This is a genomic window from Pseudomonas taeanensis MS-3 (genome assembly GCF_000498575.2).
Taxonomy (GTDB): Bacteria; Pseudomonadota; Gammaproteobacteria; order Pseudomonadales; family Pseudomonadaceae; genus Aquipseudomonas; species Aquipseudomonas taeanensis.
On sequence record NZ_AWSQ01000005.1, the window covers coordinates 104190 to 130027 of the forward strand.

Annotated in this window: 23 protein-coding genes and 2 pseudogenes; 9 read left to right on the forward strand and 16 right to left on the reverse strand. The window is 60.1% G+C overall.

Going from position 1 to position 25838, the window contains the following annotated elements; genetic code table 11:
• Positions 1 to 118 precede the first annotated feature (118 nt).
• Genes csgE through TMS3_RS17815 form a run of 3 tightly spaced genes read left to right on the forward strand, consistent with a single transcriptional unit; the run spans position 119 to position 1770 of the window.
• Entirely contained in the window at positions 119 to 478 is a 360-nt protein-coding gene (gene csgE, locus TMS3_RS17805) for a curli production assembly/transport protein CsgE (RefSeq protein WP_025166645.1), read from the forward strand.
• Positions 475 to 900 (forward strand): curli assembly protein CsgF, encoded by a 426-nt coding sequence (locus TMS3_RS17810; protein ID WP_025166646.1) that lies wholly within the window; start codon positions 475 to 477, stop codon positions 898 to 900. The genes csgE and TMS3_RS17810 overlap by 4 nt, the downstream gene beginning before the upstream one ends.
• Positions 901 to 936: 36 nt before the next feature.
• Positions 937 to 1770: a CsgG/HfaB family protein gene (locus TMS3_RS17815; RefSeq protein ID WP_407691627.1), complete on the forward strand. Its 834-nt coding sequence runs from the start codon at positions 937 to 939 to the stop codon at positions 1768 to 1770.
• Positions 1771 to 1921: 151 nt separating this feature from the next.
• Here TMS3_RS17815 and TMS3_RS17820 read toward each other — a convergent pair whose 3' ends face one another.
• The 5 genes from TMS3_RS17820 to TMS3_RS17840 all read right to left on the reverse strand — a co-directional run bounded on the left by TMS3_RS17820 (position 1922) and on the right by TMS3_RS17840 (position 8008).
• Complete coding sequence (locus TMS3_RS17820) at positions 1922 to 2260, reverse strand: hypothetical protein (protein WP_025166648.1); 339 nt, start codon at positions 2258 to 2260, stop codon at positions 1922 to 1924.
• A 73-nt stretch (positions 2261 to 2333) separates the two neighbouring features.
• Positions 2334 to 3713, reverse strand: coding sequence for a hypothetical protein (locus tag TMS3_RS17825; protein WP_025166649.1), 1380 nt, complete (start codon positions 3711 to 3713; stop codon positions 2334 to 2336).
• Positions 3714 to 3773: 60 nt separating this feature from the next.
• Positions 3774 to 4268 carry a hypothetical protein gene (locus tag TMS3_RS17830; RefSeq protein ID WP_051394265.1) on the reverse strand — a complete coding sequence of 165 codons (495 nt, stop codon included), beginning with the start codon at positions 4266 to 4268 and terminating at the stop codon, positions 3774 to 3776.
• Positions 4269 to 4378: 110 nt separating this feature from the next.
• Positions 4379 to 6607 (reverse strand): cadherin-like domain-containing protein, encoded by a 2229-nt coding sequence (locus TMS3_RS17835; protein ID WP_025166651.1) that lies wholly within the window; start codon positions 6605 to 6607, stop codon positions 4379 to 4381.
• A gap of 33 nt (positions 6608 to 6640) precedes the next feature.
• The gene (locus tag TMS3_RS17840; protein ID WP_025166652.1) at positions 6641 to 8008 is read right to left on the reverse strand and encodes a hypothetical protein; all 1368 of its coding nucleotides are present in this window, start codon (positions 8006 to 8008) and stop codon (positions 6641 to 6643) included.
• Between the two features lie 586 nt (positions 8009 to 8594).
• Here TMS3_RS17840 and TMS3_RS17845 point away from each other — a divergent pair.
• Positions 8595 to 10043 (forward strand): sensor histidine kinase, encoded by a 1449-nt coding sequence (locus TMS3_RS17845; protein WP_235576665.1) that lies wholly within the window; start codon positions 8595 to 8597, stop codon positions 10041 to 10043.
• The gene (locus TMS3_RS17850) at positions 10012 to 11436 is read left to right on the forward strand and encodes a sigma-54-dependent transcriptional regulator (protein ID WP_025166653.1); all 1425 of its coding nucleotides are present in this window, start codon (positions 10012 to 10014) and stop codon (positions 11434 to 11436) included. The genes TMS3_RS17845 and TMS3_RS17850 overlap by 32 nt, the downstream gene beginning before the upstream one ends.
• Before the next feature lie 358 nt (positions 11437 to 11794).
• Here the strand turns inward: TMS3_RS17850 and TMS3_RS17855 are convergent, their stop codons facing one another.
• Both TMS3_RS17855 and TMS3_RS17860 read right to left on the reverse strand, forming a co-directional pair.
• Positions 11795 to 12565: a creatininase gene (locus tag TMS3_RS17855; RefSeq protein WP_025166654.1), complete on the reverse strand. Its 771-nt coding sequence runs from the start codon at positions 12563 to 12565 to the stop codon at positions 11795 to 11797.
• A 217-nt stretch (positions 12566 to 12782) separates the two neighbouring features.
• Entirely contained in the window at positions 12783 to 14213 is a 1431-nt protein-coding gene (locus tag TMS3_RS17860) for a purine-cytosine permease family protein (RefSeq protein ID WP_025166655.1), read from the reverse strand.
• Between the two features lie 330 nt (positions 14214 to 14543).
• Between TMS3_RS17860 and TMS3_RS17865 the strand changes: the two genes are divergently transcribed.
• Together TMS3_RS17865 and TMS3_RS17870 are read left to right on the forward strand one after the other, a co-directional pair.
• Complete coding sequence (locus TMS3_RS17865; RefSeq protein WP_025166656.1) at positions 14544 to 15212, forward strand: FMN-dependent NADH-azoreductase; 669 nt, start codon at positions 14544 to 14546, stop codon at positions 15210 to 15212.
• Positions 15213 to 15245: 33 nt separating this feature from the next.
• Positions 15246 to 16601: an amidase family protein gene (locus TMS3_RS17870; RefSeq protein ID WP_025166657.1), complete on the forward strand. Its 1356-nt coding sequence runs from the start codon at positions 15246 to 15248 to the stop codon at positions 16599 to 16601.
• Here TMS3_RS17870 and TMS3_RS17875 read toward each other — a convergent pair.
• Together TMS3_RS17875 and TMS3_RS17880 are read right to left on the reverse strand one after the other, a co-directional pair.
• A complete protein-coding gene (locus TMS3_RS17875) occupies positions 16591 to 17532 on the reverse strand; it encodes a LysR family transcriptional regulator (RefSeq protein WP_025166658.1) in 942 nt (313 codons plus the stop codon). The genes TMS3_RS17870 and TMS3_RS17875 overlap by 11 nt on opposite strands.
• A gap of 87 nt (positions 17533 to 17619) precedes the next feature.
• Positions 17620 to 18234 (reverse strand): DUF1989 domain-containing protein, encoded by a 615-nt coding sequence (locus TMS3_RS17880; protein ID WP_025166659.1) that lies wholly within the window; start codon positions 18232 to 18234, stop codon positions 17620 to 17622.
• A 129-nt stretch (positions 18235 to 18363) separates the two neighbouring features.
• On the opposite strand from TMS3_RS17880, the gene TMS3_RS17885 reads away from it, so the two are divergent.
• Both TMS3_RS17885 and TMS3_RS24730 read left to right on the forward strand, forming a co-directional pair.
• Positions 18364 to 19233 carry a LysR substrate-binding domain-containing protein gene (locus TMS3_RS17885; RefSeq protein WP_025166660.1) on the forward strand — a complete coding sequence of 290 codons (870 nt, stop codon included), beginning with the start codon at positions 18364 to 18366 and terminating at the stop codon, positions 19231 to 19233.
• 59 nt (positions 19234 to 19292) lie between these two features.
• Positions 19293 to 19674: pseudogene (locus TMS3_RS24730) on the forward strand (transposase); the annotation flags it as partial.
• A 58-nt stretch (positions 19675 to 19732) separates the two neighbouring features.
• Here the strand turns inward: TMS3_RS24730 and pcaD are convergent.
• The 7 genes and pseudogenes from pcaD to TMS3_RS17920 form a co-directional block, all read right to left on the reverse strand.
• On the reverse strand, positions 19733 to 20521 hold the full coding sequence (gene pcaD / locus TMS3_RS17890; protein WP_025166661.1) for a 3-oxoadipate enol-lactonase: 789 nt from the start codon (positions 20519 to 20521) through the stop codon (positions 19733 to 19735).
• A 162-nt stretch (positions 20522 to 20683) separates the two neighbouring features.
• Entirely contained in the window at positions 20684 to 21889 is a 1206-nt protein-coding gene (gene pcaF / locus TMS3_RS17895; RefSeq protein ID WP_025166662.1) for a 3-oxoadipyl-CoA thiolase, read from the reverse strand.
• The gene (locus TMS3_RS17900; protein ID WP_025166663.1) at positions 21886 to 22668 is read right to left on the reverse strand and encodes a CoA-transferase subunit beta; all 783 of its coding nucleotides are present in this window, start codon (positions 22666 to 22668) and stop codon (positions 21886 to 21888) included. The genes pcaF and TMS3_RS17900 overlap by 4 nt, the downstream gene beginning before the upstream one ends.
• The gene (locus TMS3_RS17905; RefSeq protein WP_025166664.1) at positions 22668 to 23516 is read right to left on the reverse strand and encodes a CoA transferase subunit A; all 849 of its coding nucleotides are present in this window, start codon (positions 23514 to 23516) and stop codon (positions 22668 to 22670) included. Before TMS3_RS17905 ends, TMS3_RS17900 begins: the two co-directional genes overlap by 1 nt.
• A gap of 123 nt (positions 23517 to 23639) precedes the next feature.
• Positions 23640 to 24047 (reverse strand): annotated as a pseudogene (locus TMS3_RS26050) (methyl-accepting chemotaxis protein); the annotation flags it as partial.
• 515 nt (positions 24048 to 24562) lie between these two features.
• Entirely contained in the window at positions 24563 to 25192 is a 630-nt protein-coding gene (locus TMS3_RS17915) for an ABC transporter ATP-binding protein (RefSeq protein ID WP_025166666.1), read from the reverse strand.
• Positions 25192 to 25838 (reverse strand): ABC transporter ATP-binding protein (locus tag TMS3_RS17920; RefSeq protein ID WP_025166667.1); only part of this gene is annotated, 647 nt, incomplete at its 5' end. The genes TMS3_RS17915 and TMS3_RS17920, both read right to left, overlap by 1 nt.

Genomic DNA, 25838 nt, shown 5'->3' on the forward strand with positions numbered 1-25838 from the left:
CGCGGTGCGCGTAGCCCAGGCATTGCCTGGGCAGGCACGGCGTGTTCGCACTTACCGCCGCAGCGGGCCGAAAGGTGCGGGGCGCTGGCCGGGGAGCCGATTCCTGGCGGGACTGGCGATGCTGTTCCTGCTGGCGACGGCGCAGGCCAATGAAGACGACATCATGGGATTTATCGTCGACAACAGCATTTCCAATATCGGCCATGAGTTCTATCGCTACTTCAGCGAGCGTCTGCGCGATACCAGCAAGCTGGATTTCAACCTGGTGGTTCGCGAACGTCCATCGGCTCGCTGGGGCAGCCTGGTGTGGGTCGAATATGAGGGGCGGGTGCTCTATCGCAGCTTCCTGGCACCCAATACCGCACAACTGCAACCGGTCGCCTATCAGGCGGCAGACCAGATACTGGAGGAAATCTCCCGGCAAAAATTGGAAAACTTGTTGTACGACACCTTCGATATGGAGAGGGACGAACTATGAACAAGAAAAGCCTAAAGCTCTCGGCCAGCGTGGTGCTGGTGGGGCTCGGTCTGCTAGGGCCCGTTCAGGCGACCGAGCTGGTGTATACCCCGGTCAACCCCAGGTTTGGCGGTAATCCGCTGAACGGCGCCTGGCTGCTGGCCAATGCCCAGGCGCAGAACAATGAAAAGGATCCGGACCTCGAGGATCGCCTGAACCTAACCGGAACCACGGCTCTGCAGCGCTTCACCAGCCAGTTGGAGTCACGCTTGCTGTCGCAGCTGCTGACCGATATCGAGAGCGGTAATGAAGGCAGCCTGACGACTGACTCGTTCATCATCAACCTGGTGGATGTCGACGGCTCGCTGAATATCCTGATCACCGACCGTCTGACCGGCGAGGTGTCGGAAATCGTCGTCAACGGCCTTGCGCCGATCAATTGATGCAGGGAGCTAAATACCGTGAACAGACTACTAGCGATGGCGATGTTGCTGGCCGCCCTGCAAGGCTGCGCCTTGCGCGAACCCATGCCGGCGGAGCTGGAAAACGCGACTCCGACCCTGACGCCGCGGGCCTCGACCTATTACGACTTGCTGGCCCTGCCGCGGCCCAAAGGCCGCCTGGTTGCCGCTGTGTACGGCTTCCGCGACCAGACTGGGCAGTACAAGCCGACGCCTGCCAGTTCGTTCTCCACCAGCGTGACTCAGGGCGCCGCCAGCATGCTGGTCGACGCGTTGCAGGCCAGCGGCTGGTTCCGGGTGCTGGAGCGCGAGGGCCTGCAGAATATCCTGACCGAACGCAAGATCATTCGCGCCTCGCAGAACAAGCCCAATACCCCGGTGAATATCCAGGCCGATCTGCCCTCGTTGCAGGCCGCCAACATCCTTCTGGAAGGCGGGGTGATCGCCTACGACACTAATGTACGTAGCGGTGGTGAGGGGGCTGCCTACCTGGGTATCAGCCTGTCTCAGGAGTATCGGGTGGATCAGGTTTCGGTGAACCTGCGTGCGGTGGATGTGCGCAGCGGTCAGGTACTGGCCAACGTCATGACCTCCAAGACCATCTATTCGGTCGGGCGCAATGCCGGCATATTCAAATTCATCGAGTTCAAGGAGCTGTTGGAGGCCGAGGCGGGCTACACGACCAATGAACCGGCGCAGCTGTGTGTGCTCTCGGCTATCGAAGCCGCCGTGGCTCATCTGGTGGCCCAGGGCATCGAGCGGCGCCTGTGGCAGGCTGCTGACGAAAGCTCCTTCGATAAGTCGTCACTGCCCAAGTACATGAGCCAGGCGCGGGCCGATCCACTGCCTTAGCAGGCTCACCGGTTAATCAGCAGGCTCAGAATGCCGCTCACTCGAGTGCTACGTCTTTTGCTGGCCTGTCTATGGGCGCTGGGAAAAGACACCATCCCACTGGAACATGGGCACAGCCATGTGTATTGGCTGCTCGGCCCCGGGTCGCCGCTCACTCTAGGCGGATCGATCTGGACTCGGCCGCCTGTTCAATCCCATCGAGCCACCAGCGCAGCCGGGCCTCAACCTGGCTGGATGCCGGCACACCGATCCGGTTGTTGACCGGACAGGCGGGGACGGCTGCTGCCCGCAACTGGCCGCTCTGACTGGAGCGACTGCGACCCGCCGGACCGCTGGCGATCACCACCAGTTCGAAGCGCAGCGCTTGCCCTGTACCGATAAAACACAGCGATACCTGGGCTTGTTGCGGCGCAAGTTGGCGTATCTCGAAATCCGGTGTAACCGCTGGTACGCCGGCCAGCACAACTGCGGCAAAGAGGGTGGTTAACACTGGCGGTACTGCCTATGTGAGAGAACAAGCAACAATGCCGCCCCTGGGGACGGCATTGGCTGGCAGCGGAGAATCAGTTTTGATTGACGGTGGCGGTGTTACCCGTGCCGTACTGATTGACATAGGCGGTCTGGCCTAAGTTGGCCTGATTGACGTAGGCCGCGTTGCTTGAGCCGCCCTGAGTGACAACCGCATAGTTGCCAATGTCGGCTTGCACGATGCTGGCGAGGTTATTGTCGCCATATTCTTGCGCGACGTATGCCTGGTTAGCACTGCCGGACTGCTCCAGTTCGACGATGTTGTAATCGCCGTTGCTGAAGCCCCCGGCATAGTTGCCGCCATCGCTTTGCGCGGAGGTCAGCATGTTGCCCGTGCCATCCTGGGTGAAATAAAGCTCGTTGTTCATGCCCGTCTGGCTGAGGTTTACCTGGTTATCCGTGCCGAACTGGGTCAGGTTGGCTTTTTGAGCGGTGCCGTACTGGCCGCCAGCGTTGCTATCAAAACTGGTGCCTGCATAGACCTTGTTGCCGTCGCCGACCGAGGTGACCGTCAGTTGGTGGCCGCTACCTTCCTGGTAGGTATAGCTGAGGTTGTCCGCGCCGCCGCTTTGGCTGATGCTGGCTGTCACTCCAGTGGCGTTGTATTGCTCGGCTTGCACAGCGTTGAAGTCGCCGTCTTGCCAGACGGTGGCCTGGTTGGTGCCGCCAGTGGTCTGATCGACCACTGCCTCGTTGTAGCTACCGTATTGGGTGATGGTGGAAATACTGCCTTGCTGGCCGTCTTGCCAGGTTTCAGAGAAGTTGCCCGTACCGCTCTGCAGCACGCTGGCACTGTTGTCCGCGCCGCCATATTGGTCGACATAGGCGTCGTTGAACACGCCGGACTGTTGCAGGTAGATGCTGCTGCCATCCTCGAACTGCTGCGAGGCTCCGGCGAAGTTGTCATCGCCGCTCTGGACGATCTGTGCATCATTGCCGCTGCCGAGCGACTGGACCACCGAGGCGTCGTTGGCCGTGCCGCTCTGGGTGATCGCGGCGTTACTCTGCTGTTGTTCTTCCTGCCAGGTGAGGGCCAGGTTCTCCGCGCCGTCCTGGGTTTGTGTCGAGGTGCTGTCGCTACCCAATAGCTGGATGCTGGCACCGTCATTCAGGATGCCGGACTGACTCTGCACCGAGCTGCTGCCCTGGTCTTCGCTCTGTTCGGCGAAGGCCGCGTTGTAGTCGCCACTCTGGGTTTGTTGCGCGGTGCTGGTGGTGAACGCCTGGTAGACCTCGGCATAGTTGCCAGTACCGGTTTGCGTCTGGGTCGCCGTACTGAAGCTGGCGGCGCTCTGCGTGACATCGGCGATGTTGTCGTCGCCGAATTGATTCTGCGTGGATGTGCTGTCGTCGGCCAGGGCCTGGACGCTGATGACGGTCAGAACGGCAGCCGCGAGAGGTTTGATCTGAAACATGGTATTGCCTCCAAGGGGGTGTGTTTCCTGAGTGCACAACACAAGTGAGAGTTACCGACCTCAGCGATACTGGCGGACCAGCACGCTCTGGTTGTTACCGTATTGGGTGACGCTGCTTTGCAGCCCCTCCCCGGACTGCTCGATGCGAGCACCGTTATAGGTGCCGTTCTGAATGATCTGCGCCTGGTTGTAGGCGCCGACTTGCGAGATGTACGCCTGGTTGCCATATCCTTGCTGGCTGATCATGGCGATCTGGTTCATGCCCTGTTGCAGGATGAACGCTTCCTGTGAGCTGCCGGCCTGAACGATCTGACCCAGCAATGACTGACCGCCCTGGTCAATTAGCGCCTGGTTGGCCTGACCCTGCTGTTGCACCATGGCTCGCTGATCGACAAGCGCTGCCAGGTTGGCACTGTCGGGAAAGTCGAGAAGGTCGACATTGCCCGCCAGATCTAAGTTGTCCATCAGGTCTGCCGCGTGCACCACCGGGCTGCTCAAACAGAGGCCGAGTACCGCCGCGATGCCGACCGAGTGGAAACGCAAGGGCAGTGGCATGAGCATGTCCTCTGGTAACCCAGCAGAAACCTGCCTGACTTTCAGGGCCCGTGCCTGCCGTCGATCCCGGTCCCCAGTGAGGCGGCCAGTGATCGGCGGCAGGCGCGTCCCTAGCGTATTACCAGCGGTACGCTGACCACCGTGCCGAAGGCCGAGCGCACCGTCGCCGTCGGGTTAGCCGACGGGGTTATGTCCGTGGTGTCGACGGAAATCCTCCAGCGGCCGGCCAGGCTCAAAGTCGCGGTGCCCAGCGTTACCGGCCCAGTAGTGGTCGATACTTCGACGGTAATGGTGTTGCCGGTGGCCAGTGAGGTCTGTCCATCGAGATCCCAGCGGTAGCGATTTCGAGTGCGGTCGCGAACCACTGCATTGGCCACCGTCAGGTTTTCCGCCGCCGGTTGCGGCGAGACCGACACGCTCACGGTGGCTGGCGTCGACACGGCACCGAGCGAGTCCTGCGCCTGGTAGCTGAACGTCGCGGTAAAGGCACTGGTGATCGAGGCCGGTGGGGTGTACGTCAGAGTGGCGCCATCGGTACTGACCGTGCCTTGACCAGGGGCCGGCTGGGTGAGCCCGACGATGCTCAGGGGGATGTTGCCTTCGGGGTCACTGTCGTTTGCCAGCACGTCGATAGTCAGCGCCGTACCCAGGGTGGCGGCGCTGTCGTTGACTGCCACAGGGGCCTGGTTGGGGCTCACGGTGACCGTCACGGTGGCCGGATCCGAGCGCTCGCCACGCGCATCCTGAACCCGATAAGTGAAAGTCACGAGCAATGGCGCGCCGTTGACCGCTGCAGGCGGTGTGTAAATCGCCGAGGTGCTGCCATTCAGGGCAACGCTGCCTTGGCCCGTGGCCGGCTGGGTCAACTCGACCACACTAAGGGGAGTGTCGCCATCGGGATCGCTGTCGTTCGCCAGCAGGTTGATGGTCACCGGCACCCCGGCACTGGTGGCGGCGCTATCATCGACGGCCAGCGGCGGCTGGTTAGGCCCGACGGGTGGCGGGCTGCCGACGACTGTGACCGCTTCGGTATCCGAACCGCCGGCTGCGGACTTCACCGTGATGCTGGCGGGTGGCTGCGGCAGGTCGTCGACAGTCAGTGTTTGCAAGGTACCGGCCTTGGACAGCCGGCCGAAGCCTTGGGCGACCAAGTCTGGAATCGCCACTGCGTCGCTCGAACTGGCCTGCACGATCAGGCGCCGGTCGTCCCAGGAAAAGCGTGCGCTGTCGATCTTGACGATGTCGCTCAATCGGCTCGACAGCGACGTCGGTTGAGTCACCCCGGTGGGGTGACTCGCGGTAACCACCACGAAGGGTGGTAATGCCTGCGGGGCCGAATTGTGCGCGAAGAAATAGCCGTTGTTGTCACCGGTCATGTCGATCAGGCAGGGCGAAGGCGGAGTGCCATCGACCAGCGCCAGGCTCTCGCGGAAACACAACGTGGAATCCGCCGGCGAAGTGGCGAACACCTCGATTCGCGTCTGGGTGGCTGTGCGGCTGTAACTGGAGCGCTCGACCGCAACGGGGGTCGCGGGGCGCGAGTCGAGCAGCTTGCCTGAGACGACGAACAGGTTGGATTCGATGACCCCGGCCGGTCCTTCGATACGCACGAAATTGGTGTTGTTCGGGCTGCCGGTGACCGGCTCGGTCAGGTTCGGGTCGCCGACAAAGGTCTCAAGCGTCCCGGTCTCAGGGTTGGTCTCGGTATAAGGGCCATTCACACTGCGCAGGAATGGACCGATGTTGCCAGTAAGGGCGCCGCTGAAATCGCCGGGGGCGGCGATGCCTATGTCGCGGGTCAGGTTGATCGCCCTACGCCCGGGCGTGGTGACCACAAAGGTTTCCACCCCATAAGGGTGAGTGACCGTGTAGGTCCCCGCTACCGGTACCGAGGCGCGGATGCGGATACGTGCGAAGCTTTGTTGGTCGCCGTCGGCCGGTAGCTCGAGTGCAAAGGCGGCCTCCAGGGCAGCGCCGTAGACTTCCAGTTCATAACCGCTGTTGCCGACTTCGGGGATGCTGGTCTCGGCGAGAAACCAGAACAGTTCGCCGGGAAAGTTATTCGGAAACACCATCGGCAAACTGTCGTCGTACACCCCGGGCTCTGCGGCCAGCGTGCACATGTAGGTGTCAGGAGCCGCTGCGGCCCTGGAACTCAAGGCTTTGGACTGACAGAGTTCGAGTGCCAGACCATCGGCGTCTTCATACCAACGTGGAAAATGACCGGTCGCCGCGGTGTATGGACCGGGGTCGACGGCGCTGAGTTCGGCCTGAACCGGGCTGACCACAACGGCCCCCAGTCCCAGGGCCATGACGAGTATTCCTGGCCACTTGTACATGATGCCTCCAGGCTCGAAAGAGCATTTCTTGGATTAGGGGAGGATGACCAGCTCTTCGGTATCACTGCCGCCGTTGCTGGACGTCACGGTGACGCGCGCCGGTGGAATGGGCGTGATGCCGGTTGTCAGGGTCTTCAGCGCACCTGCACCGCTGAGTGCGCCGATCGGCGAACCGGTGCTGGCGCTGGCATTCAAGGTGGGTGGGGTGGTTTCGTCACTGCTACTGGCCACCAGTGTGAGTTGGCCGGAAGCGAGGCTGTATTCAGCCGTATGGATCGTCACCAGGTCGACCAGTGGGGCGGCGAGGGTGGTAGCTGTGCTGCTGGCGATGGCCGCGCTGTTGTCTGCACTGATGCTCAGGTTCGCCAGCGGCGTCGGAGCGTTGCCTGACTGGCCGTACCAGTTGCCGGTGGCATTGGCCTCGGTCATCGCCACGGTGCTGCTGGTGGTATCGACGAAGCTGGCCGTACCGGGAGGCGGCGGGGCCTGTACGAATACATCTTGCTGCGCCACGGTGCCGCTGGCAGCGGTGCTGCGTGAGTAGGTGGCGCGCTCGACTTTTACCGGGGTCGGCAAGGCGACGCTCGAGAGCTTGCCGGACACAGCGAACAAGTCAGTACGCAGGTCGATGCCATCGGGGCCTTCGATGCGAACGTAATTGGTAGCGAACGGACTCCCGGTCACGGCTTCTTCGAGGTTGGGATCGCCAATGAAGCTTTCAACCTGGCCGGTGTCCGGATTGGTTTCGTTGTAGGGACCGTTCACGCTACGCAGGAAGGGGCCGATATCACCGGCCAGGGCGCCGTCATAGGTTTTCGGCGCTCCGATACCGATGTCGCGGGTCAGGTTGATCGCCCGCACTCCGTCATCGCCGATATCGTCTGCGCTGACCTCGAACACCTCGACCCCATAGGGGTGGGTGATGGTGTAGGTACCGGGCGTCGGCAGATCAACGCGAATGCGGATGCGGGCGAAGCTGATCTGCTCGCCTTCGACGGGCAGCCCGCCGCTGAACGCGGCCTCCAGTGCCGAAACGTAGAGCAGATCGACTCCCGTGGCGGCGTCGACGATGGCGGCGTCGCCAGTGAACCAGAAGGCTTCATCGGGGAAGTTGCTGGTGAAGACCAGCGGCTGGGTGTCGTCATACACCCCCGGTGCGGGAAGGAGCGAGCACATGTAGGAAGGAACGTCCCCGGGAACGCTGGGAACGCGGGAGCTAAGTGCCCGGGACAGGCACAGGTCGAGGGTGCGGCCGTGGGTATCCTGATACCAGGCGGCAAAAGAGCCGTTCTCAGGTAGATAAGGGCCAGGGTCCAGGTTGAACAGCGCCGCCTGGGCGGAATGACTCGTGGCGACAACCAGTACGATCGCGGCCGAGGCAATAGATACTTTGCTATGCATGAGTTCTCTCTCCTGCGATGAACCCCCGCCCCATATGGATTACACAGTCACTGGCAGGCTGCATGAGTCTTGGCAACATCCGTACCATCTTTGGAAAACAGGCAGCTAAGTTTCTAAATAGGGGCTTTGGCGGATAACAGTGAGAATGATCAAAGCTAGTTTCGGGGAAGCTCTCCCCAAGTTTGGGGTTTTCTGGGGGTAAAGCGGGGAAGGGGATATAGGGGGAAGGGGGTGTAGAGCGGAATTTAAACAGTTGAGCAAGTTTGATTGGCTTGGCCGCTCAACTACCCTGCCGATTCAGGGTTCAATGGTACGGTCGTAGGTGTTAATGCCACGAGTTGGCGCAGCTATAGCCAGTGAACTCATTAATAGTATCTAGCTCTATTACAGATCACTTCTGTTCGTTTTTTTGACGCCAAAAAAGTCAATTAAACAGAGCGCTAAGTGCGGTTCAGATAATAACGATTGGTTATTTAAGCGCCGTCACGCGAGTGAGCTATAACTATTCAAAAGCAAAAAAGTAAGTTGCAGGATGTCTCGCGGACAGGAAGTCCTTATGGCTGTGCCGTCTGTCGGGGAGACACGTATGCTGGAAGGAGAAACAACCACGAAGCAGTTCAACCTGCTGCGTTGGTTTTCGTTGGCTAGCCTGCTCATCATCGCGTCTGTCGCGATAAGCCTTGGCGTCATTTCTACCCGATTCGTAGTGGACGAAAGCATCGAGCGGGATGCCATGCTCAGTGCGCAGTTCATTCAGGCAATCGCTGACGTGCAAGTACGCTACGCTGAACTGCCCCCCGATATGCCCATGTCCGAGTATCTCGACCCACGTCGCGACATTTTGCAACCCGCTGTGACCCAGCAAGTATTGAAAGTCTCGCGCAAGGAGTTTCTTGACCATATCAGCAACCTGCCTGATGTCCTGCTAGCCAATATCTACGCTCAGGATCGAGTGATTATCTGGTCAACCAACCCGGAGTTGATTGGAAAGTCGGATTCAGACAATTTTTTTCTGGAGGAGGCCTTTCGCTTGAAGCGCAGAGTTGCCTCCAGCCACTACAAAGTCTCGGATAGGAAAATCGAGCAGAAGTTCCTGCGCATGCCGGAAGACTTGTTTATCGAAAACTACATCCCGCTCCTCGATGGAGCGGGCAATGTCATGTCGATGATCGAGATCTACAAGGAGCCGATGGACCTGATCGCCAGGATCCAGCGTGGTTATGTGGTGATCTGGCTCACGGCGGGGATTGGTGGTGGACTGATCTATTTCAGCCTGTACTGGATAGTGCGTCGGGCCTCAGTCTTGCTCGCGTCTCAGCAGAAACAACTGATTGCCAATGAAACCTTCGTGACCTTGGGAGAGATGTCCTCCTCGGTAGCCCATAGCCTGCGCAACCCGCTTGCGGTCATTCGCTCCAGCGCTGAACTGGCCCTGGAGCTGGCGGGCAAACCGGCGACCAAGAACATCAACGACATCATTGATCAGGTTGATCGCATGTCGAAATGGGTACGGGATCTGTTGATCACCTCCCGCCCACTCAGTGGCGAGTCAGAAACGGTAGACCCGGCCGCTGCCATCCGCGACACCCTGTACGCCTTCGAACATCAGCTCAAACGCTCCAAGGTTGAGGTCGAGTTAACGGCCGAGTCTGCGCCTGCAGTGATCAGCCAACGGGTGTTGCTCTCCCAGGTCCTGAATAGCCTGCTGGCCAACGCCATCGAGGCCATGCCTGAAGGCGGGCGCCTGGGGGTCAAGATCGAGCAGGACGGCACAAAAAAATGGTTGCACATGACCATCCACGACAGTGGCAAGGGTATGTCACGGCAACAAGAAATGATGGCGTTCAAACCGTTCTACACCACCAAGCAAGGCGGGCTTGGAGTAGGGCTGGTGATGGTGAAGCGGATCATGGAGCGCTTCGGCGGAAAGGTCAGCCTGGTCAGTCGAGAGCAGAAGGGGACCAGTGTTTGTTTGAGTTTCAGAATTGCGGAGGGAGGGAGCTATGGAACACAGCATATTGATTGTCGAGGATGATGAGAAACTGGCCGAGAACATCCAGACCTATCTCGAGCGTAAAAACTACGAGGCATGGGTCTGCCATTCGGCCGAAGAGGCTCTCGAGTTCCTCAAGACCCAACAGCCCGACGTGCTGCTGAGCGATCATTCGTTACCCGGCATCACCGGGCTCGAGCTGGTCGATCAGGTACACCGCAGCGCGCCGCAGATCAAACTGCTAATGATGACCGGGTACGGCAACATCGAGGATGCGGTGGCCGCGATGAAGGCCGGAGCCTTCCATTACCTGAGCAAACCGGTGGCCTTGGCCGAGCTCAAAATGATGATCGATAAGGCGCTCGAGGCTCAGCGCATAGAACACAAACTGTCCTTTTACCAAGGACGCGAGGCCAAGGACGCCGGGTTGGCCGCATTGATCGGCGATTCGCCAGCCATGCAGGCCGTGAAAATGACCGTGCGCCAGTTACTCGATGCGGAAAGTCGCATGACCGATGCTGATTTACCCGCGGTGTTGATCGAGGGTGAGACCGGGACAGGCAAGGAGTTGGTCGCCCGGGCATTGCATTTCGATGGCGTTCGCCACAATGGCCCATTTGTCGAGTTCAACTGCGCCTCGATTCCCGCGCACCTACTGGAGGCTGAGCTTTTCGGCCACGAGAAAGGCGCCTTTACCGACGCCAAAGAGCGCCGAGTCGGCTTAGTCGAAGCGGCGGAGGGCGGCACACTATTCCTCGATGAAGTCGGCGAGATGGATCTCGCGCTGCAGGCCAAGCTGCTCAAGTTGCTCGAAGATCGCACCATTCGCCGGATTGGTTCGGTGAAGGAACGCAAGGTCAACCTGCGCATCATCAGCGCAACCAATTGCAACCTCGAACAGATGGTGCAGCAAGGCAAGTTTCGGCGCGATCTGTTCTTCCGTCTGCGCATCATCTCGATCAAGGTTCCGCGTTTGTATGTGCGCGGCGACGATGCGTTGCACCTTGCCCGCCATTTCCTCAGCCTGCACGGCAAACGCTACGGGAAGCCGGGGCTGAAGTTCTCGGCCGAAGCCGAAGCATTGCTGCTGAGTTACAGCTGGCCGGGCAACGTGCGTGAGTTGCGCAACATGCTCGAACAGAGCGTTTTACTGGCTCAAGGCCAGTTGATCACGGTCAGCCAGTTGACCATCTGTACAAGTCTGATGGACGAACCACGCAGTCATGATGGGGGCCGCCGAGTTGAGGCTGAGGACAGAGCAGAGGACCTGGCAGGCTTGAACCTACCAGAGGTCGAGCGCGAGATGGTCATCAAAACCCTGAACAAGACTGACTGGAACGTCACTAAGTCCGCACGATTACTTGGCCTTACGCGAGACATGCTGCGTTATCGAATCGATAGACTGGGATTGGCTAGACCGGAGCGCCAGCATTAAGAGCAGCAGAAGGGAGCAAGGCGTTTTACTTTCAGCCTGTTTGGCTTTGCCGTGATGGCCGAAGCCCTGATGAGTCAAGGAAGACTCTATAGTCTATTTAACATAATATACATTATGCGAAGTGTCGGCTTTCACTAGAGCAGCCCAGTCTTGCCAGAATTGACGATGTCAGCGTCGGCAAAATTTGCAAAAGCAGCCAAATTAAAAACCTACTAATCATGCGCAGGTACCATTGCTTGGGTGGTCATTTCCTTTTTGCGAACTACTAGCTAGGTTTCGACTGCCTGATTCAAGATTTCCGTTACGGCTTTTGGGTGACAGTCCGACATCCTGCGCGGGCATGTCGATGGCGTACTGGTCACGGAGTGAGCCTAAACTCGAACCGGACAGCCTGGACGATTCCGCTGATGATGTCTGTCACTAGCAATTTTCCTTTGTCGGCGCTGGACCCCAACGCAGATGACAGCACGCCAGTGGCAGGTACCCATTCAGTGCGTGTTGGGTACATATCGTAAACCGGGAATTCGGCCGGCCCGTGATCAGGTATCTGGTCGAGGCAAACCATCTGCGGGTGATAATGCAGCATCATTGATGTCTCGATCACAGCGGCATGTTCCAGCGCTATGCCCGGAAAGCCGTCTGGGAAAATCTTGTCGAGGGTCTGTGATTTCACGAATTCCCAGTGCTCGAGACGCATGACTGCCAGTTCGGCACCTGGACCGATATCGCGCATTGCCAATTCAATGCCTTCGGTCACAAACCACTGATTCTCGTAATGACCGATCACCAGCACCAGGCGTTTCACGCCATGGCGATGAAACTCACGCACAGCATCGCGAACCATCGCAATCAGGGTGGCGCCATCCACGCTGGTTGTTCCGCAGAAGTGCTGCCCTCCTCCACATTTTGGCTGGGATTTGTAGCCATAGGAAAGCGCCGGGGCAACGACGCCGTCGATTGCCTTGGCGACGTCTTCACTAATGGCGCTGGCCAGCAAAGCATCGGTGCCCAGGGGCAAGTGAGGTCCGTGCTGCTCAGTCGCACCGATGGGCAGAAAGACCACTGCGCCTGATTGCACCCGGCGTTCGTAGTCGATCCAACTGATGTTATCCATACGAAAATTGTTCATTGAGGTACTCCGCTGTTGTTTCTAAATGGCGAAAGCCTCGGCGCCTGACCGTCAGCGCCGAGCCATTGCCGTGTTGTCTTACGCTCGCGACGGATACCAAGCCTCGGGCTTCGGAGAATCCAAGTCCGTAGGAAATGCATAGGTTTCAAAGGTTTGTTCAAGATGAAACATTTACACGTACCTATTTAATTACTTAATAATTGCACAATACTAATTTTTACCTAGCCATCACCGATGAGCGAATAACTTCTGCTTGCCGTGAGCGGTGCAGCAAGTAGTAAATCCCACCTCCCACGCAAAATCCCGCCAACCAAGACAAGTCAATACCGCCAAGTGCCATTGCAATAGGGCCTTGTAGTGATTGAATGGTTCCCACCTGAAATAACCATGCCGCCAGCACTCCAGTTGCAAGTGCGAAAACGCCTCTCCAGTTCACGTCAGTGCATGCACTTTCCGTGTGATGACAATAGAGCGACTTCAGATCGACTTGACCGCGACGAATCAGGAAAAAATCGACCAGCGTGATACCTGCCCATGGACTGATCCACACCACGAAAAAGACCATGAGATTTTCAAAGGCATGTACAAACTCGCCTGATTGCAGGAACAGATAAAGCATGAACAGCGCTACCATTCCCGATACTGTCGAAACAACCCAGCGTGGCACTCGCATATCCAGCGACAGCGTTGCCAGTGCTGCCGAGTAAATGACCACGATATTGGTGGCCACCGGGCCATGTAAAAGCACTAGCAGAACCGGCAGTGCCATCGTGCCAAAGACCGCAATGATGAGTTGCGCAGGATCCGAACCCGCACCCGCGGAAGCGATTGCCGCGCCCAGAAACGCCAACCAAACGGTGGGTAGGAACATGCCAAGAAAAGTCGACCGGAACACTTGACCGTCAGACAGTTTGCTCTGGGTAAAGCGGGTGTAGTCCGAGGCGTATACCAGCCAAGAAATGCCCCAGCCGATCCCTATCGCCGTCATGAGACTGCTCATGGCTGAGAGCTTGCCGATGCCCTCGGTGGTCGAGTTCTGCCACTGGATATTCACCTGGGTGAAGGCCAGTACGGTCATCACCACCATGATCAGCAGAATCACCGGCATGGTGTAGCGCTCAAAGCACTTGATGGCATTAAAGCCCCAGGCCGCGATACCGACCTGGATAACCATGACGACCACAGCGATAACGTACTTGAGCTCCATGCCACCGCTGATGCCGATTCTCTCCAGGGCGGCAACCGCAAGGTCCAGAACTATCCATGTATTGGTGGCCACCCAACCCATCGGCATCAGTACTTGCATGATGGTTGGTAGATAGGCACCGCGTCGACCGAACGCCAGCCGGGAAAGCACCATTTGGGGCACCCCCGTGCGGTGTCCCATGATGCAGATGGCACCGAACAAGGCGGCGCCCAACAGATTGCCGACCACAATCACCAGCAGGGTTTCAATCAGGCTCAAACCCAACTGGATACCGATTGCACCTAACACCCAGTTAATCGGAGCCACATTCGCCCCTGCCCAGATCCAGAACTGGTCTAACGGCGTTGAAGTTCGATGGCGGTCGGGTACAGGCTCAATGCCCAGGGCATCATAGTTGGTCTCGGTAATTAAGCTTTTTTCAGATTCGCGGTACATTGACATTATTGTTTTCCTCGCTGAGCGGCGACCACGTGAATCGCCCCTAGGCATTAAAGCGAGGTCTGCATGTTTGCGTAATTGATAATAACTAAACGGCCCTTTAGAAAAATTATTGGTTTAAGTTTTTCTCAATTAGCAGGCTGCCAGAACATGTGGAACCCACTCCAGGCCTGAAATATAAGCATCCTTAGGTCAGCACAACAAATAACACTCGCTTATTGAGTTTTACTTAACTCCACTCAAATAAATCTCAATAGCCGGATCGTGATGGTCGTGGCCAACTTGTTTAAGACACTGAGGTAATCCCACTTCAGGCTTAATAGGAAACATCACATGACCACACTTCTTCACATCGATGCCAGCGCACGATCTGACCGTTCCCTGAGCCGTAAACTGTCCCAGGCATTTGTCGAGGCCTGGGTCGAGCGCAATGACAAGACGCATGTCATTGTCCGTGACGTTGGGCACAACCCTCCCCCGTTCGTGACGGAAGCATGGATTGCTGCGGTGTTTACGCCCGAAGAGCAGATGACGCCCGAAAAGCGCGAGGAGATCCGGCTCTCGGATGAACTGATCAATGAGATTGATCGCGCCGACGTCATCGTTATCGGCACGCCGATGTACAACTACGGGATGCCGGCCTCCCTCAAGTCCTGGTTCGACAAAGTGATTCGTATCGGAAAGACCTTCACGTTTGATCTGGACCGTGGCGACTACCCCCTGGAACCCATCATGAGCGGCAAGAAGCTGGTCATTTTATCTTCCCGTGGTGAATTTGGATTTGGCCCCGGTGGCGTTCGCGAAACCATGAACCACCTGGATACTCACATTCAGACCTGTGCGCACTACCTGGGCGTGAATGAGACCCATGTCATCTCAATCGACTACCAGGAATTCGGCGACGCACGCCATGAAGCCTCCATCGCGGACGCTTTCGATACCATCCCAGTCCTGGTCAGGCAGATGATTGAAGAACGACAAAGCCAGCTTTCGCCGGCGTGACAGCGCATACCGCCGCCAACAATGGGAGAAATCATGATCACTATGCTGCAAACTGCTGAGCGATTGAGAAACGGCCTTACAACACCTGATCAGTTAATCGAATCCGCATTGGCGGCGGCCAAAGGCTCGGAGCACGTGTTCATTTCCGTACTTGAACAGCGTGCCATCAATGACGCGAAGGCTTCGACCGGGCGATGGTATCGAGGGGCTCAATTGAGCCCTTTTGACGGCATTCCCTATGCGGTGAAGGATCTGCTGGATGTTGCCGGCAGTCGAACAACTGCCGGTTCCATTACCCGGGCGGACGCTCCGATGGCGGTCGAGGATGCAGCAGTCATCGCAGCACTCTCGGCGCTGGGGATGATCCCGCTGGGTAAAACCAATCTCACGGAGTTTGCTTATTCCGGCCTGGGTCTGAACCCTCATTTTGGAACGCCTACTTCCGACGTCGCGGTCGACGAAAGCCGCGTCCCTGGCGGCTCCTCTTCCGGCTCGGCCATCGCGGTTCAACGGGGTATCGTCAGCAGCGCCATCGGTACTGACACCGCGGGTTCGATTCGCATTCCAGCGGCATTCAACGGGTTGGTTGGGTACAAGGCTTCCACCGACCGTTACGGCCTGGCAGGCGTTCACCCACTTGCCGTAACGCTTGATAGCCTCGGTCCTTTTGCCCATACCGTTGCGGACTGCGTTGCGCTGGATGCGGCAATGCGCGGTTTTAAAGTCGCGGCCGTTACGCCCGTCAACCTTGCAGGCCTGCGCTTCGTCGTCGACGATGGTGTGATTTCTGACCCCGAGTTACAGCCAGCGGTACAACAGAATCTGCTCTCGATGATGGCGCTGCTTAGTGCGGCCGGTGCGCAGGTCGAGCGGCGGCCGGTTGTCGCGGTCGCCCGCACCCGTGAACTCATTGCCCGGACAGGCTGGTTAGGGGCGATAGAAGCCTGGCGCTTCCTGGCCCCGGTAGTAGAGGGTCCGCAGGGGCCGCGGATGGACAGGCGCGTGCAGGCTCGTCTGCGCTCAGTCAAGGGTATCGATCCCGCTGTCGAAGCGAGGATTCGAAGCCGGCGCAGGGAGTTGATGGCGGCCATTGAGCTGGAGCTCAACGGCGCAATCCTGGTCATGCCAACGGTCAAGCATGTCGCCCCGCCGATGGAGCCTCTGAGGAGTGATGACGCGCTGTTTGCTGCCGTCAATCTTGAGACCTTGTCGCTCACCATGATTGGCAGTCTGCTGGATATGCCCGGTGTGGCGATCCCGTCCGGCAAGGACAGCGTCGGGCTTTCTACCTCAACTCTGTTCTCGACGACCCAAGGTCGCGATGATCAACTGCTCAGTGCATGCTTGGCGATAGAGGCAACCCTTCGCGCTGCCGATCTCAGGACGTAAGTGCCTGCCGCTGCCCTTCCACGTCATTCAGGGCGTTTTCCCTGAATGACTTCGCTTCGCTCATGAGCCAATCTCTGAATAATGAAAGGCTGCGGCGTGGATCGGACCTTGTGTCCTCGATCAGATGGTAAGTGAAACCGGGCAAGGCCGGTCCTTCCACTTGACGCATCCGTCCAGTGCGAAGCTCATCGTCAATCAGTACATTGCTGCACAGCAGCGGCCCCAACCCCCGCTCTGCTGCATGCAGCGCTAGGGTTTCCTCGCTGTACCAGGAGATGCGGAAATCCCGGGAGGTATCGTGCTCGACCTGGGCCAGCCAAACTGACCACGAGGGCGCTTCGAGCGCCTGATTCTTCCATTTGAACGCCAATAACGAACGACTATGGAAGTCGTTGATCGTTGCGTTGCGGTCGGCAGGACAGATGCTGTTATCCGCTACCGCGATGTACCTATCCTCGAACAACACCGGCCCCCGCACGTCGACATCGATCAGACCATATCGAATAGCCAGGTCGACGTTCTCGGCACGCAGATCTACGACCTTCTCCGAGGCATGAATGGACACCACAATACTGGGATAAATCGCGTTGAACTTGGCCAGGCGCGGCATAAGCCAGCGTTCTGCGAATGCGCGTGTGGTGGAAACCTGAATGGCATCCCCCTCCTTTGGCGCACCTAGCAGGGCAAACGCCTGGGCGATCTGGTCAAAGCCGTCTCGCAACAGCGGATAGATCGCTTTGCCAGCGGGCGTGAGGCTCACCTTTCGGCCCCTTTCCAGGAGTTTTTTGCCCAACCCGTCTTCCAGTTGCCGGACTTGATGGCTGACCGCGGCGACCGTCACAGAGAGCTCGTTCGCTGCGGCAGAAAAACTCTGATGACGTGCTACAGCCTCAAACGCACGCACGGAATTCAGTGGTGGTATTTTGCGCATGACTTTCTCCTGGCACCTGACGGTGTGCTTGCGGCGGATTCAGTTTCCTGCCGGCAGACAACGCCCGTCAGCAGGCATTGCCTGGCATCAGATGACGCAGTAGTGAACGTCCTGGGGCCGCATTCCATTTACGGCAGTGATGTCCTGGGGACAGGCAGAGAGGACCACAATAGCGTCCATTTCCGCTTTGAGGCAGACGTACTGCCCCGGTTCACTGACCGGCTCCGCGAACTCGATGCGTCCGTCCTGATAAACCGGAACGTTCATGAAAAGATTCAAGGGACTCGGCGTTTCGAGCACAACCAGGTCGAGGGCGTCCAGTGCCAGGAAGAGGTTTTCATTGCAGCTGTCATGATGGCCGACAACCCCCAGCTGTACGTAGCGAGTCGGATCACAAGCGGCGACCAGCGTGTCGTGCACACCGGGTGTGGAGTCCTCAGTGAGCGTCAGTATTTTCCGGCGTTTGTTGGTGACAAGGCTATCCCCCTTGCACGGGTTGAGCTTCAACCAAAAGGCACGACTGTGCTCCATCGACATGGCCTCGCTAAGGTCGTCCGGGTTGAACGCCCAGGTGTCTACGACCTGCTTGCCATGCGTATTGATGAGCTTGAGGGTTTGCCCCTGTTGCAACCGGACTGCGACACCGCGCCGGGCAGGCAGGCGGATCAGTTCATCGGGGTGAATCGAAGTAACTGCATTCATGTCTTTGTTCTCTTCTGCAAGGCTGGCGGCCGGCGGGCCGGGTACCTGCATTCAAGGAAAACACAACGGATGACCTCGAACCAATAATATAAAGTGGCCTCTGTATAAGTTAAATCTATAGGGTGGCCCATGCGAATCCGACAGCTCGAGTGCTTCAGAACCTTGATGATCCACGGCACGATGACACGCGCTGCAGAGCTTTTGAGTATTTCTCAGCCTGCCATCAGCAGCACCATCGCCAATCTGGAGCATGAGACAGGCCTCAAGCTGTTCGTGCGCAAAGGCGGTCGCCTGCAACCAACCCCCGAAGCCCGCCTGTTTTTCGTCGAGGCTGAACGTGCGCTGGAGGCGGTGGAGAAAACCAATCGCGTCGCCAAGGAAATTCGGACGGGAAAACGAGGTCATCTGGCAATCGCCGCCTACGCCAGTATCTCGATCAACCTGCTGCCGCGATTGATGGCCGAGTTCGCGAAAGAGCGTCCGGGGCTTGAGCTCAAGATCATCACCCGAAACTCCCAGTCTGTGCGGGAGCTGATGACGACGCAGCAATTTGACCTGGCCATTGCCGAGCTGCCGCTCGACTACCCGACATCCAACATGGAGGTGATTTCGTATGAATGCCAGTGCATGGTGCCGATCAGTCACCCCCTCGCAGATCGGGACGTGATTACCCCTGCGGACCTGGATGGCGTGCCGTTCGTTTCACTGTTCAAGGGCGACCCTATCTACCAGCAGTTGGCCATGGCTTTTTCGGCGTACGGGTCATCCTGGAACGTGGTGGCCGAGACAGAGTTCTTCTCAACGGCATGCGAGCTGGTCTGCTCCGGCATGGGTGTCGGGATCGTCGATCCGGTGGTCAGTCGGCCCTTCACCGGGAATCTTGTCCTGAAGCCCTTCTCGCCGGCGATCAAATACGAAATTGCGCTACTGCTTCCGACGCAGGAAGAGCCGTCACAACTGGCGCGAGAATTTGCGCATTACCTCAGGCAACACCTTTAAAGGTCTCGGCAATCGTTGAAAGCTGGCTGTCACCGAGCCGGTTACCCCCTGTTGTGGCATTTCCGCACACCAACCTACAGATGTGCAGCGAGCACATGCTCAGGCACAGCCAGAACCCTGTGTGCTGGAAGCATCGAGCCGAGGCGGCTGCCGATCTGAAGCGGATTTACCAACCCAGCATGGCAGACCAAGCCGAGCTGCGCCTCGGTGAGTTCGAAGCCAAGGGAATGACGACAATTTATCGATTGGTCAGTCCTGGCGGCGCAACTGGATGCGGATCACTCAATTTTTCGACTTCCCGCCGCAGAGCGGCAAGGTGCTCTACACCACCTAGCCGTCGAATCCGTGAGCCTGCGCAAGATCACCAAAAACTGAGGCTCGCTCCCCTGCAACGTAGCCCTGCTGAAACTGTTCTACCTGGCACTGCGTAACATCAGCAGAAGTGGGATCGAATCAAGACGCAGGAACGCACAAAGTAAGAGGCTCTCCTGCGATAGATTCAGGTGTTTAGAAACTCCAACACCGCGCGGCTGAACAGTTCGCCGGCTTCGACGTTGGACAGGTGCGCGGCGTGCAATTCGACCAGTTTGGAATCGACGATGCGCTCGGCCATGAACTGGCCGTCGGCTGGAGTGGTAACCGGATCGGCGCTGCCGCAGACGATCAGGGTCGGCGCCTGGATCGCCCCAAGTTGTTCGCGGAAGTCGGCATCGCGCACCGCGGCACAGTTGGCCGCGTAGCCTCGCGACGACGTCTGCGCGAGCATGGCGACCAACGCCTTGACCTTAGCCGGCTGGTTAGCAGCGAACTCGGCGGTAAACCAGCGGGCAATGGAGGCGTCGCGCAGCGTCTGCATGGCGACCTGACCCTCGCGCAGTACGCTGTCGATGCGTGGGTTCCACACCTCGGGGCTGGCGATCTTCGCCGCGGTATTGCACAGCACCAGTTTATCCAGGCGCTCACCGGCGTTTATCGCCAGCCACTGACCGATCAGGCCGCCCATGGACAGACCGCAGAAGTGCACCTTGGGGATATCCAGGGCCTCGAGCAGCGTCAGCACGTCGCGGGCATTCTGCTCGATGCTGTAAAAGCCTTCGCTTACCAGCGACTGGCCATGGCCGCGGGTGTCGTAACGCAGCACGCGGAACTGCTCGGTGAATGCGGGTATCTGCGCATCCCACATATGCAGATCGGTGCCCAGGGAGTTGGACAGTACCAGCACCGGTGCAGCGGCTGGGCCGTCGAGTTGGTAATGCAGTTGGCCGTCGGCGAGGTGTACGAAGGGCACGAAGAGACTCCTATTTTCAACGGTTCATAAAATGTGCCGGTTCGGGTCGGAATTTGTCTTTTGGCTCGACCGGCACATCAGGTGTTGAGTGTGTGAAGCGTAGGCTTTATTGCGGTAGACGAGACGGTACCAAACAGCACCATGCTGTCCCCTGCTCCGCTACTAAACCCGCTCGATGGCCAACGCCAGGCCCTGGCCGACGCCGACGCACATGGTCGCCAGGCCGCGCTTGCCGCCGGACTTCTCCAGTTGGTGCAGCGCGGTCAGTACCAGGCGCGCGCCGCTCATGCCCAGTGGATGGCCGAGGGCGATGGCGCCGCCATTCGGGTTGACCTGCGCCGCGTCGTCGGCCAGGCCGAGGTCGCGTAGCACCGCCAGGCCCTGGCTGGCGAAGGCTTCGTTGAGTTCGATCACGTCGAAATCGCTGACCTGCAGGTCCAGGCGTTCGCACAGCTTGCGCACCGCCGGTACCGGGCCGTAGCCCATGATTCGTGGCGCCACGCCAGCGCTGGCCATGCCCAGTACGCGGGCACGCGGGGTCAGGCCGTGCTTCTGCACCGCATCGGCACTGGCCAGGATCAGCGCCGCAGCGCCGTCGTTGACCCCCGAAGCGTTGCCGGCGGTAACCGTCTTGCCTTCACCGTTGACCGGCTTGAGTTTGCCCAGGGTGTCCAGGCTGGTTTCCGGACGCAGATGCTCGTCCTGTTCGACCACTGTGTCGCCCTTGCGGCCCTTGATGGTGACCGGCACGATTTCTTCGGCGAAGAAGCCGGCCTGCTGGGCGGCGGCTGCACGCTGCTGGCTGCGTACAGCGAAAGCGTCCTGATCGGCACGACTGATCTGGTAGTCGTCGGCGACGTTGTCGGCGGTCAGCGGCATGGCATCCACGCCGTACTGGGCCTCCATCAGCGGGTTGATGAAGCGCCAGCCGATGGTGGTGTCTTCGATCTTCTGGTTGCGGCCATAGGCGCTGTCGGCCTTGCCCATGACATAGGGCGCGCGCGACATGGACTCGACGCCGCCGGCGATGGCCAGCTCCATCTCGCCGCTGGCGATGGCGCGGAACGCCGTGCCAACCGCATCCATGCCCGAGGCGCAGAGGCGATTGAGGGTCACCCCCGGCACCGTGTCCGGCAGGCCGGCAAGCAGTGAGGCCATACGCGCGACGTTGCGATTGTCTTCGCCGGCCTGGTTGGCGCAGCCCATAAACACTTCATCAACCTGGCTCAGGTCGAGCTGCGGGTTGCGCTCGATCAACGCCTTGAGCGGCACCGCCGCCAGGTCGTCGGCACGTACCGGCGCCAGGCCGCCGCCGAAGCGGCCGATGGGCGTGCGCACGGCGTCGCAGATATAGACGTCGCGGCTCATTCCTCACCTCCGGCCTGGCCGTGAGCGGCCGCGGTGCGGGCCTCCAGGGCGCGCAGGGCTTCGAGTTCCAGCGCCGTCGGTGCGGCAGTCTCGGCGACGCTGTCGGCGAAACGGATGGCCCAACCGGTGGCGGCCACCACCTGCTCGCGGCTGACGCCCGGGTGCAGCGAGGTGACGATGAACTCGTGGGTACCCTCCTCCGGCTCCATGATGCACAGGTCGGTGATGATCCCCACCGGGCCGGCGCCGGGCAGACCCAGCTGCTTGCGGTGGTCGCCGCCCTCGCCATGCCCGACCGAGGTGATGAAGGCCAGCTTGTCGACGAAGGTGCGGTGCGACTGCTTGAGAATGATCAGCACCTGCTTGGCCGAACCGGCGATCTCCGGCGCGCCACCGGCGCCCGGCAAGCGTACTTTCGGCGAGTGGTAGTCGCCGATCACCGTGGTGTTGATGTTGCCGAACTTGTCGACCTGGGCCGCGCCGAGAAAGCCGACGTCGATGCGCCCGCCCTGCAGCCAGTAGCGGAAGATCTCGCCGGTCGGCACCACGGTGTCGGCGGTCTCGGCCAGTTCACCGTCGCCGATGGACAGCGGCAGAACGGTCGGCTTGGCGCCGATTGGGCCGGATTCGTAGATCAATACCACGTCCGGCGAGGAAGTCAGGCGCGCCAGGTTGGCGGCCTTGGACGGCAGGCCGATGCCGACGAAGCACACCGCGCCGTTGTTCAGGCGGCGGGCGGCGGCCACGGTCATCATTTCATTGGTGCTGTAGGCGCTCATTACTTGCCCTCCGCGATTTTCTGCTGGAACGCGGCGAAATCCTCGGTGCCACGGATATAGGTATCGATCCACGCCGTGAAAGTCTCGCGGTCGCGGGCGATCGGGTCCCAGGCCTGGTAGAAGCGGTTATCCCGCTCGGAGTAACCCAGCGCGTAGGACGGATGGGCGCCGCCCGGCACATGGCAGACCGCGGTCAGCGCCCAGCTCGGCAGTACGCAGGCGTTCATCGGCGCGTTCAGGTCGTCGACGATTTCTTCCACGGTGACGATGCAACGTTTGGCCGCCAGGGCCGCTTCCTTCTGCACGCCGAGGATGCCCCAGAGCAGCACGTTGCCCTTGCGGTCGGCCTTCTGCGCGTGGATCACGGTGACGTCCGGGCGTACCGAGGGCACCGCCGCCAGTACTTCGCCAGTGAACGGACAGGTGACGGTCTTGATCAGGGGGTTGACCTTGGGCAGGTCGGAACCGGCGTAGGCACGCAGCACCGCGAACGGTAGACCCGAGGCGCCGGCGACATAGGCGTTGGCCATGTCGGCGTGGCTGTGTTCCTCGATCTCCAGCGGCTGCGGCCAGCCCTTCTCCACCGCGTCGCGCAGACGGTGCAGCGAGCCGACGCCGGGATTACCACCCCAGGAGAACACCAGCTTCTTGGCGCAGCCAGCACCGATCAGCAGGTCGTAGACCAGATCGGGGGTCATGCGCACCAGGGTCAGTTCGCGCTTGTTCTGCCGAATGATCTCGTGGCTGGCGGCAGTCGGGATCAGGTGGGTGAAGCCTTCGAGGGCGACGGTGTCGCCGTCGTTGACGAAGCGCTTGACCGCTTCGCCAAGGGATATGATTTCGGCCATCGGAGTAGTTCTCTCTCGGTTGACGATGCCACCGGTTGAAGGTGGCGGGTGAGTCAACAGTAGGCCGAGTGGTGCCTTCAAACAATCCGATAATCGCTTAACCGTTCGATTACCGAACACTGTCTAATCGACCAGTTCGACCATGCCCTGGGTCAGGGCGCGCTGCTCGTTCAGGCGCTGAACGATGCGCTCGACTATCGCCAGCCTTGCCGCAGCGCCGGCACGCATCTCGCCCATGGCAGACAAGGCTGCGGCGGACTTGTCCAGGCCGGTGCTGGCGGATTGGGCGATGTGCTCGACCCCGGCCCGCGCCTCCTGCGCCGACTTCTGCAGGCCGCCGGCGATCTGGCGGATCTGCTCGCTGGACTCGTTGGCACGCTGGGCCAGGTTGCGCACCTCATCGGCCACCACGGCGAAACCGCGTCCATGCTCACCGGCGCGCGCCGCCTCGATGGCCGCGTTGAGCGCCAGCAGGTTGGTCTGCTTGGCGATGTCCTGAATGCTGCTGACGATGGCGCCGATGCGCATCGACTGCTGCGACAGCTCGTCGAACACCTGGTCGATGCTGCCCATGTAGCCGGCCAGTTCGCGGATCGCCGCCTCGCAGGCCTGGATGCTGGCGGCGCTGAGTTGCACCTTCTCGCCCCCCGCCCGCGCCAGGTCGGTGGCGTATTGCATGTCCTCCTCGGTGCGTAGAATGCCGTCGAGCAACTGGGCCAGGGGCGCACGCAACGGCAAGGTCGGGTCAGGCTGCGGCTCGGGCACCGCAGCAAGCGCGACCGGCGCCAACAGCGGCGACGGCTCCGGCGTGGGCAACGGCGCCGGCGGCAGTTGCACCAGAGTCGGCGGCAGCCAGTGGTAGAGCACGCCGGCCAGCCCGGCGCTGGTCAGCACCAGCACCGCCAGCCAGCCGTGCTGGCCGCTATCGAACAGCAGACCAGCGGCCGCCAACACGGCCGTCAGTTGCAGCAGGGTCGCCAGAGGTTTCTGCCAGCTGCGCACTGGCTCAATGGCAGTCGAATGGTTCATGTTCGGGTTCCCTGGCCTTACAGGCCGATATGAGTCTGGAGTATTTCCGGCTGGCTCNNCTTGTCCACCACCAGGGTGGCGATGCCGCTGGCCTTGATCAGGCGGATCACCTGCCAGATCTCCTTGCGGATCAACGGCGCCAGGCCCTCGGTGGCCTCGTCGAGAATCATCAGCTCGGGGTTGGTCATCAGCGCACGGCCGATGGCGACCATCTGCTGCTCGCCGCCGGAGAGGTTGCCGGTCAGGTGAGCGAAGCGCTCGGCCAGGCGCGGGAAGGTCTCCAGTACCCGTTCCAGGCTCCAGTCACTGCGTCCGTCCAGGCCCGGCCGGGCGGCCATGATCAGGCTCTCGCGCACGCTCAGGTTGGGGAACATGCCCCTGCCCTCCGGCACGTAGCCGATGCCGCGGCGGATGATCTGGTGGGTGGCGCGGCCGTTGCAGCGCTCGCCGCGAATCAGCACCTCGCCGCGGCGCGCCGGCGTCAGGCCGAGCAAGGAGCGGATGGTGGTGCTCTTGCCCATGCCATTGCGGCCCATCAGTGCCAGGGTCTCGCCCGGCTTTATATGCAGGTCGACGCCATGCAGGACGTGGCTGTTGCCGTAGTAAGTGTGCAGGCCCGTAGCCTGCACCAGGGCTTGTGTACTCATCAGAATTGCTCCTCGCCGTCGCCCAGATAGGCTTGCTGTACCGCCGGATCGTTGCGCACCTGGTCCAGCGGACCGCTGGCCAGCATCTCGCCGTTGACCATCACCGTCAGGCGGTGGGCGATGCTGAACACCGCGTCCATGTCGTGTTCGACCAGGACCATGGCGTACTGCTTCGATAGCCTTGCCAGCAGCTCGACCACCCGCGCCGACTCGTCCTTGCCCATGCCGGCCATAGGTTCGTCGAACAACAGGAAGCTCGGCTCGGTGGCCAGCACCATGCCAATCTCCAGCTGGCGCTGTTCGCCGTAGCTCAGGGCATCGGCCAGGGTGTCGCGGTGCCGGGCCAGGCCGCAGAGTTCCAGCGCCTGTTCGGCGCGCTCGCGCACCTCGGCGTAGGCCTCGCAGCGGCGGAAGAAACGGAAGGAGTTCTTCAATCGCGATTGCGCAGCCAGCCAGCAGTTTTCCAGGCAGGTGAAACTGGGGAAGATATTGGTGCGCTGGAAGCTGCGGCCGATGCCCAGGTGCGACACCCGGTTGGGTGCCAGGCCGGTCATGTCGCGGCCGTGAAACAGAATCTGCCCGGCGCTGGGCTTGAGGTGGCCGGACAGCAGGTTGACCATGGTGCTCTTGCCGGCGCCGTTGGGGC

What these genes read in the sequence shown, in the direction of transcription:
- TMS3_RS17845 (WP_235576665.1), top strand. Translation starts at nt 8,595, where the DNA reads ATGCTGGAAGGAGAAACAACCACGAAGCAGTTCAACCTGCTGCGTTGG.
- TMS3_RS17870 (WP_025166657.1), top strand. Translation starts at nt 15,246, where the DNA reads ATGATCACTATGCTGCAAACTGCTGAGCGATTGAGAAACGGCCTTACA.
- TMS3_RS17825 (WP_025166649.1), bottom strand. Translation starts at nt 3,713, where the DNA reads ATGTTTCAGATCAAACCTCTCGCGGCTGCCGTTCTGACCGTCATCAGC.
- TMS3_RS17875 (WP_025166658.1), bottom strand. Translation starts at nt 17,532, where the DNA reads ATGCGCAAAATACCACCACTGAATTCCGTGCGTGCGTTTGAGGCTGTA.
- TMS3_RS17830 (WP_051394265.1), bottom strand. Translation starts at nt 4,268, where the DNA reads ATGCCACTGCCCTTGCGTTTCCACTCGGTCGGCATCGCGGCGGTACTC.
- TMS3_RS17850 (WP_025166653.1), top strand. Translation starts at nt 10,012, where the DNA reads ATGGAACACAGCATATTGATTGTCGAGGATGATGAGAAACTGGCCGAG.
- TMS3_RS17840 (WP_025166652.1), bottom strand. Translation starts at nt 8,008, where the DNA reads ATGCATAGCAAAGTATCTATTGCCTCGGCCGCGATCGTACTGGTTGTC.
- TMS3_RS17885 (WP_025166660.1), top strand. Translation starts at nt 18,364, where the DNA reads ATGCGAATCCGACAGCTCGAGTGCTTCAGAACCTTGATGATCCACGGC.
- TMS3_RS17900 (WP_025166663.1), bottom strand. Translation starts at nt 22,668, where the DNA reads ATGAGCGCCTACAGCACCAATGAAATGATGACCGTGGCCGCCGCCCGC.
- TMS3_RS17880 (WP_025166659.1), bottom strand. Translation starts at nt 18,234, where the DNA reads ATGAATGCAGTTACTTCGATTCACCCCGATGAACTGATCCGCCTGCCT.
- pcaF (WP_025166662.1), bottom strand. Translation starts at nt 21,889, where the DNA reads ATGAGCCGCGACGTCTATATCTGCGACGCCGTGCGCACGCCCATCGGC.
- TMS3_RS17865 (WP_025166656.1), top strand. Translation starts at nt 14,544, where the DNA reads ATGACCACACTTCTTCACATCGATGCCAGCGCACGATCTGACCGTTCC.
- TMS3_RS17815 (WP_407691627.1), top strand. Translation starts at nt 937, where the DNA reads ATGGCGATGTTGCTGGCCGCCCTGCAAGGCTGCGCCTTGCGCGAACCC.
- TMS3_RS17860 (WP_025166655.1), bottom strand. Translation starts at nt 14,213, where the DNA reads ATGTCAATGTACCGCGAATCTGAAAAAAGCTTAATTACCGAGACCAAC.
- csgE (WP_025166645.1), top strand. Translation starts at nt 119, where the DNA reads ATGCTGTTCCTGCTGGCGACGGCGCAGGCCAATGAAGACGACATCATG.
- TMS3_RS17905 (WP_025166664.1), bottom strand. Translation starts at nt 23,516, where the DNA reads ATGGCCGAAATCATATCCCTTGGCGAAGCGGTCAAGCGCTTCGTCAAC.
- TMS3_RS17855 (WP_025166654.1), bottom strand. Translation starts at nt 12,565, where the DNA reads ATGAACAATTTTCGTATGGATAACATCAGTTGGATCGACTACGAACGC.
- TMS3_RS17810 (WP_025166646.1), top strand. Translation starts at nt 475, where the DNA reads ATGAACAAGAAAAGCCTAAAGCTCTCGGCCAGCGTGGTGCTGGTGGGG.
- TMS3_RS17835 (WP_025166651.1), bottom strand. Translation starts at nt 6,607, where the DNA reads ATGTACAAGTGGCCAGGAATACTCGTCATGGCCCTGGGACTGGGGGCC.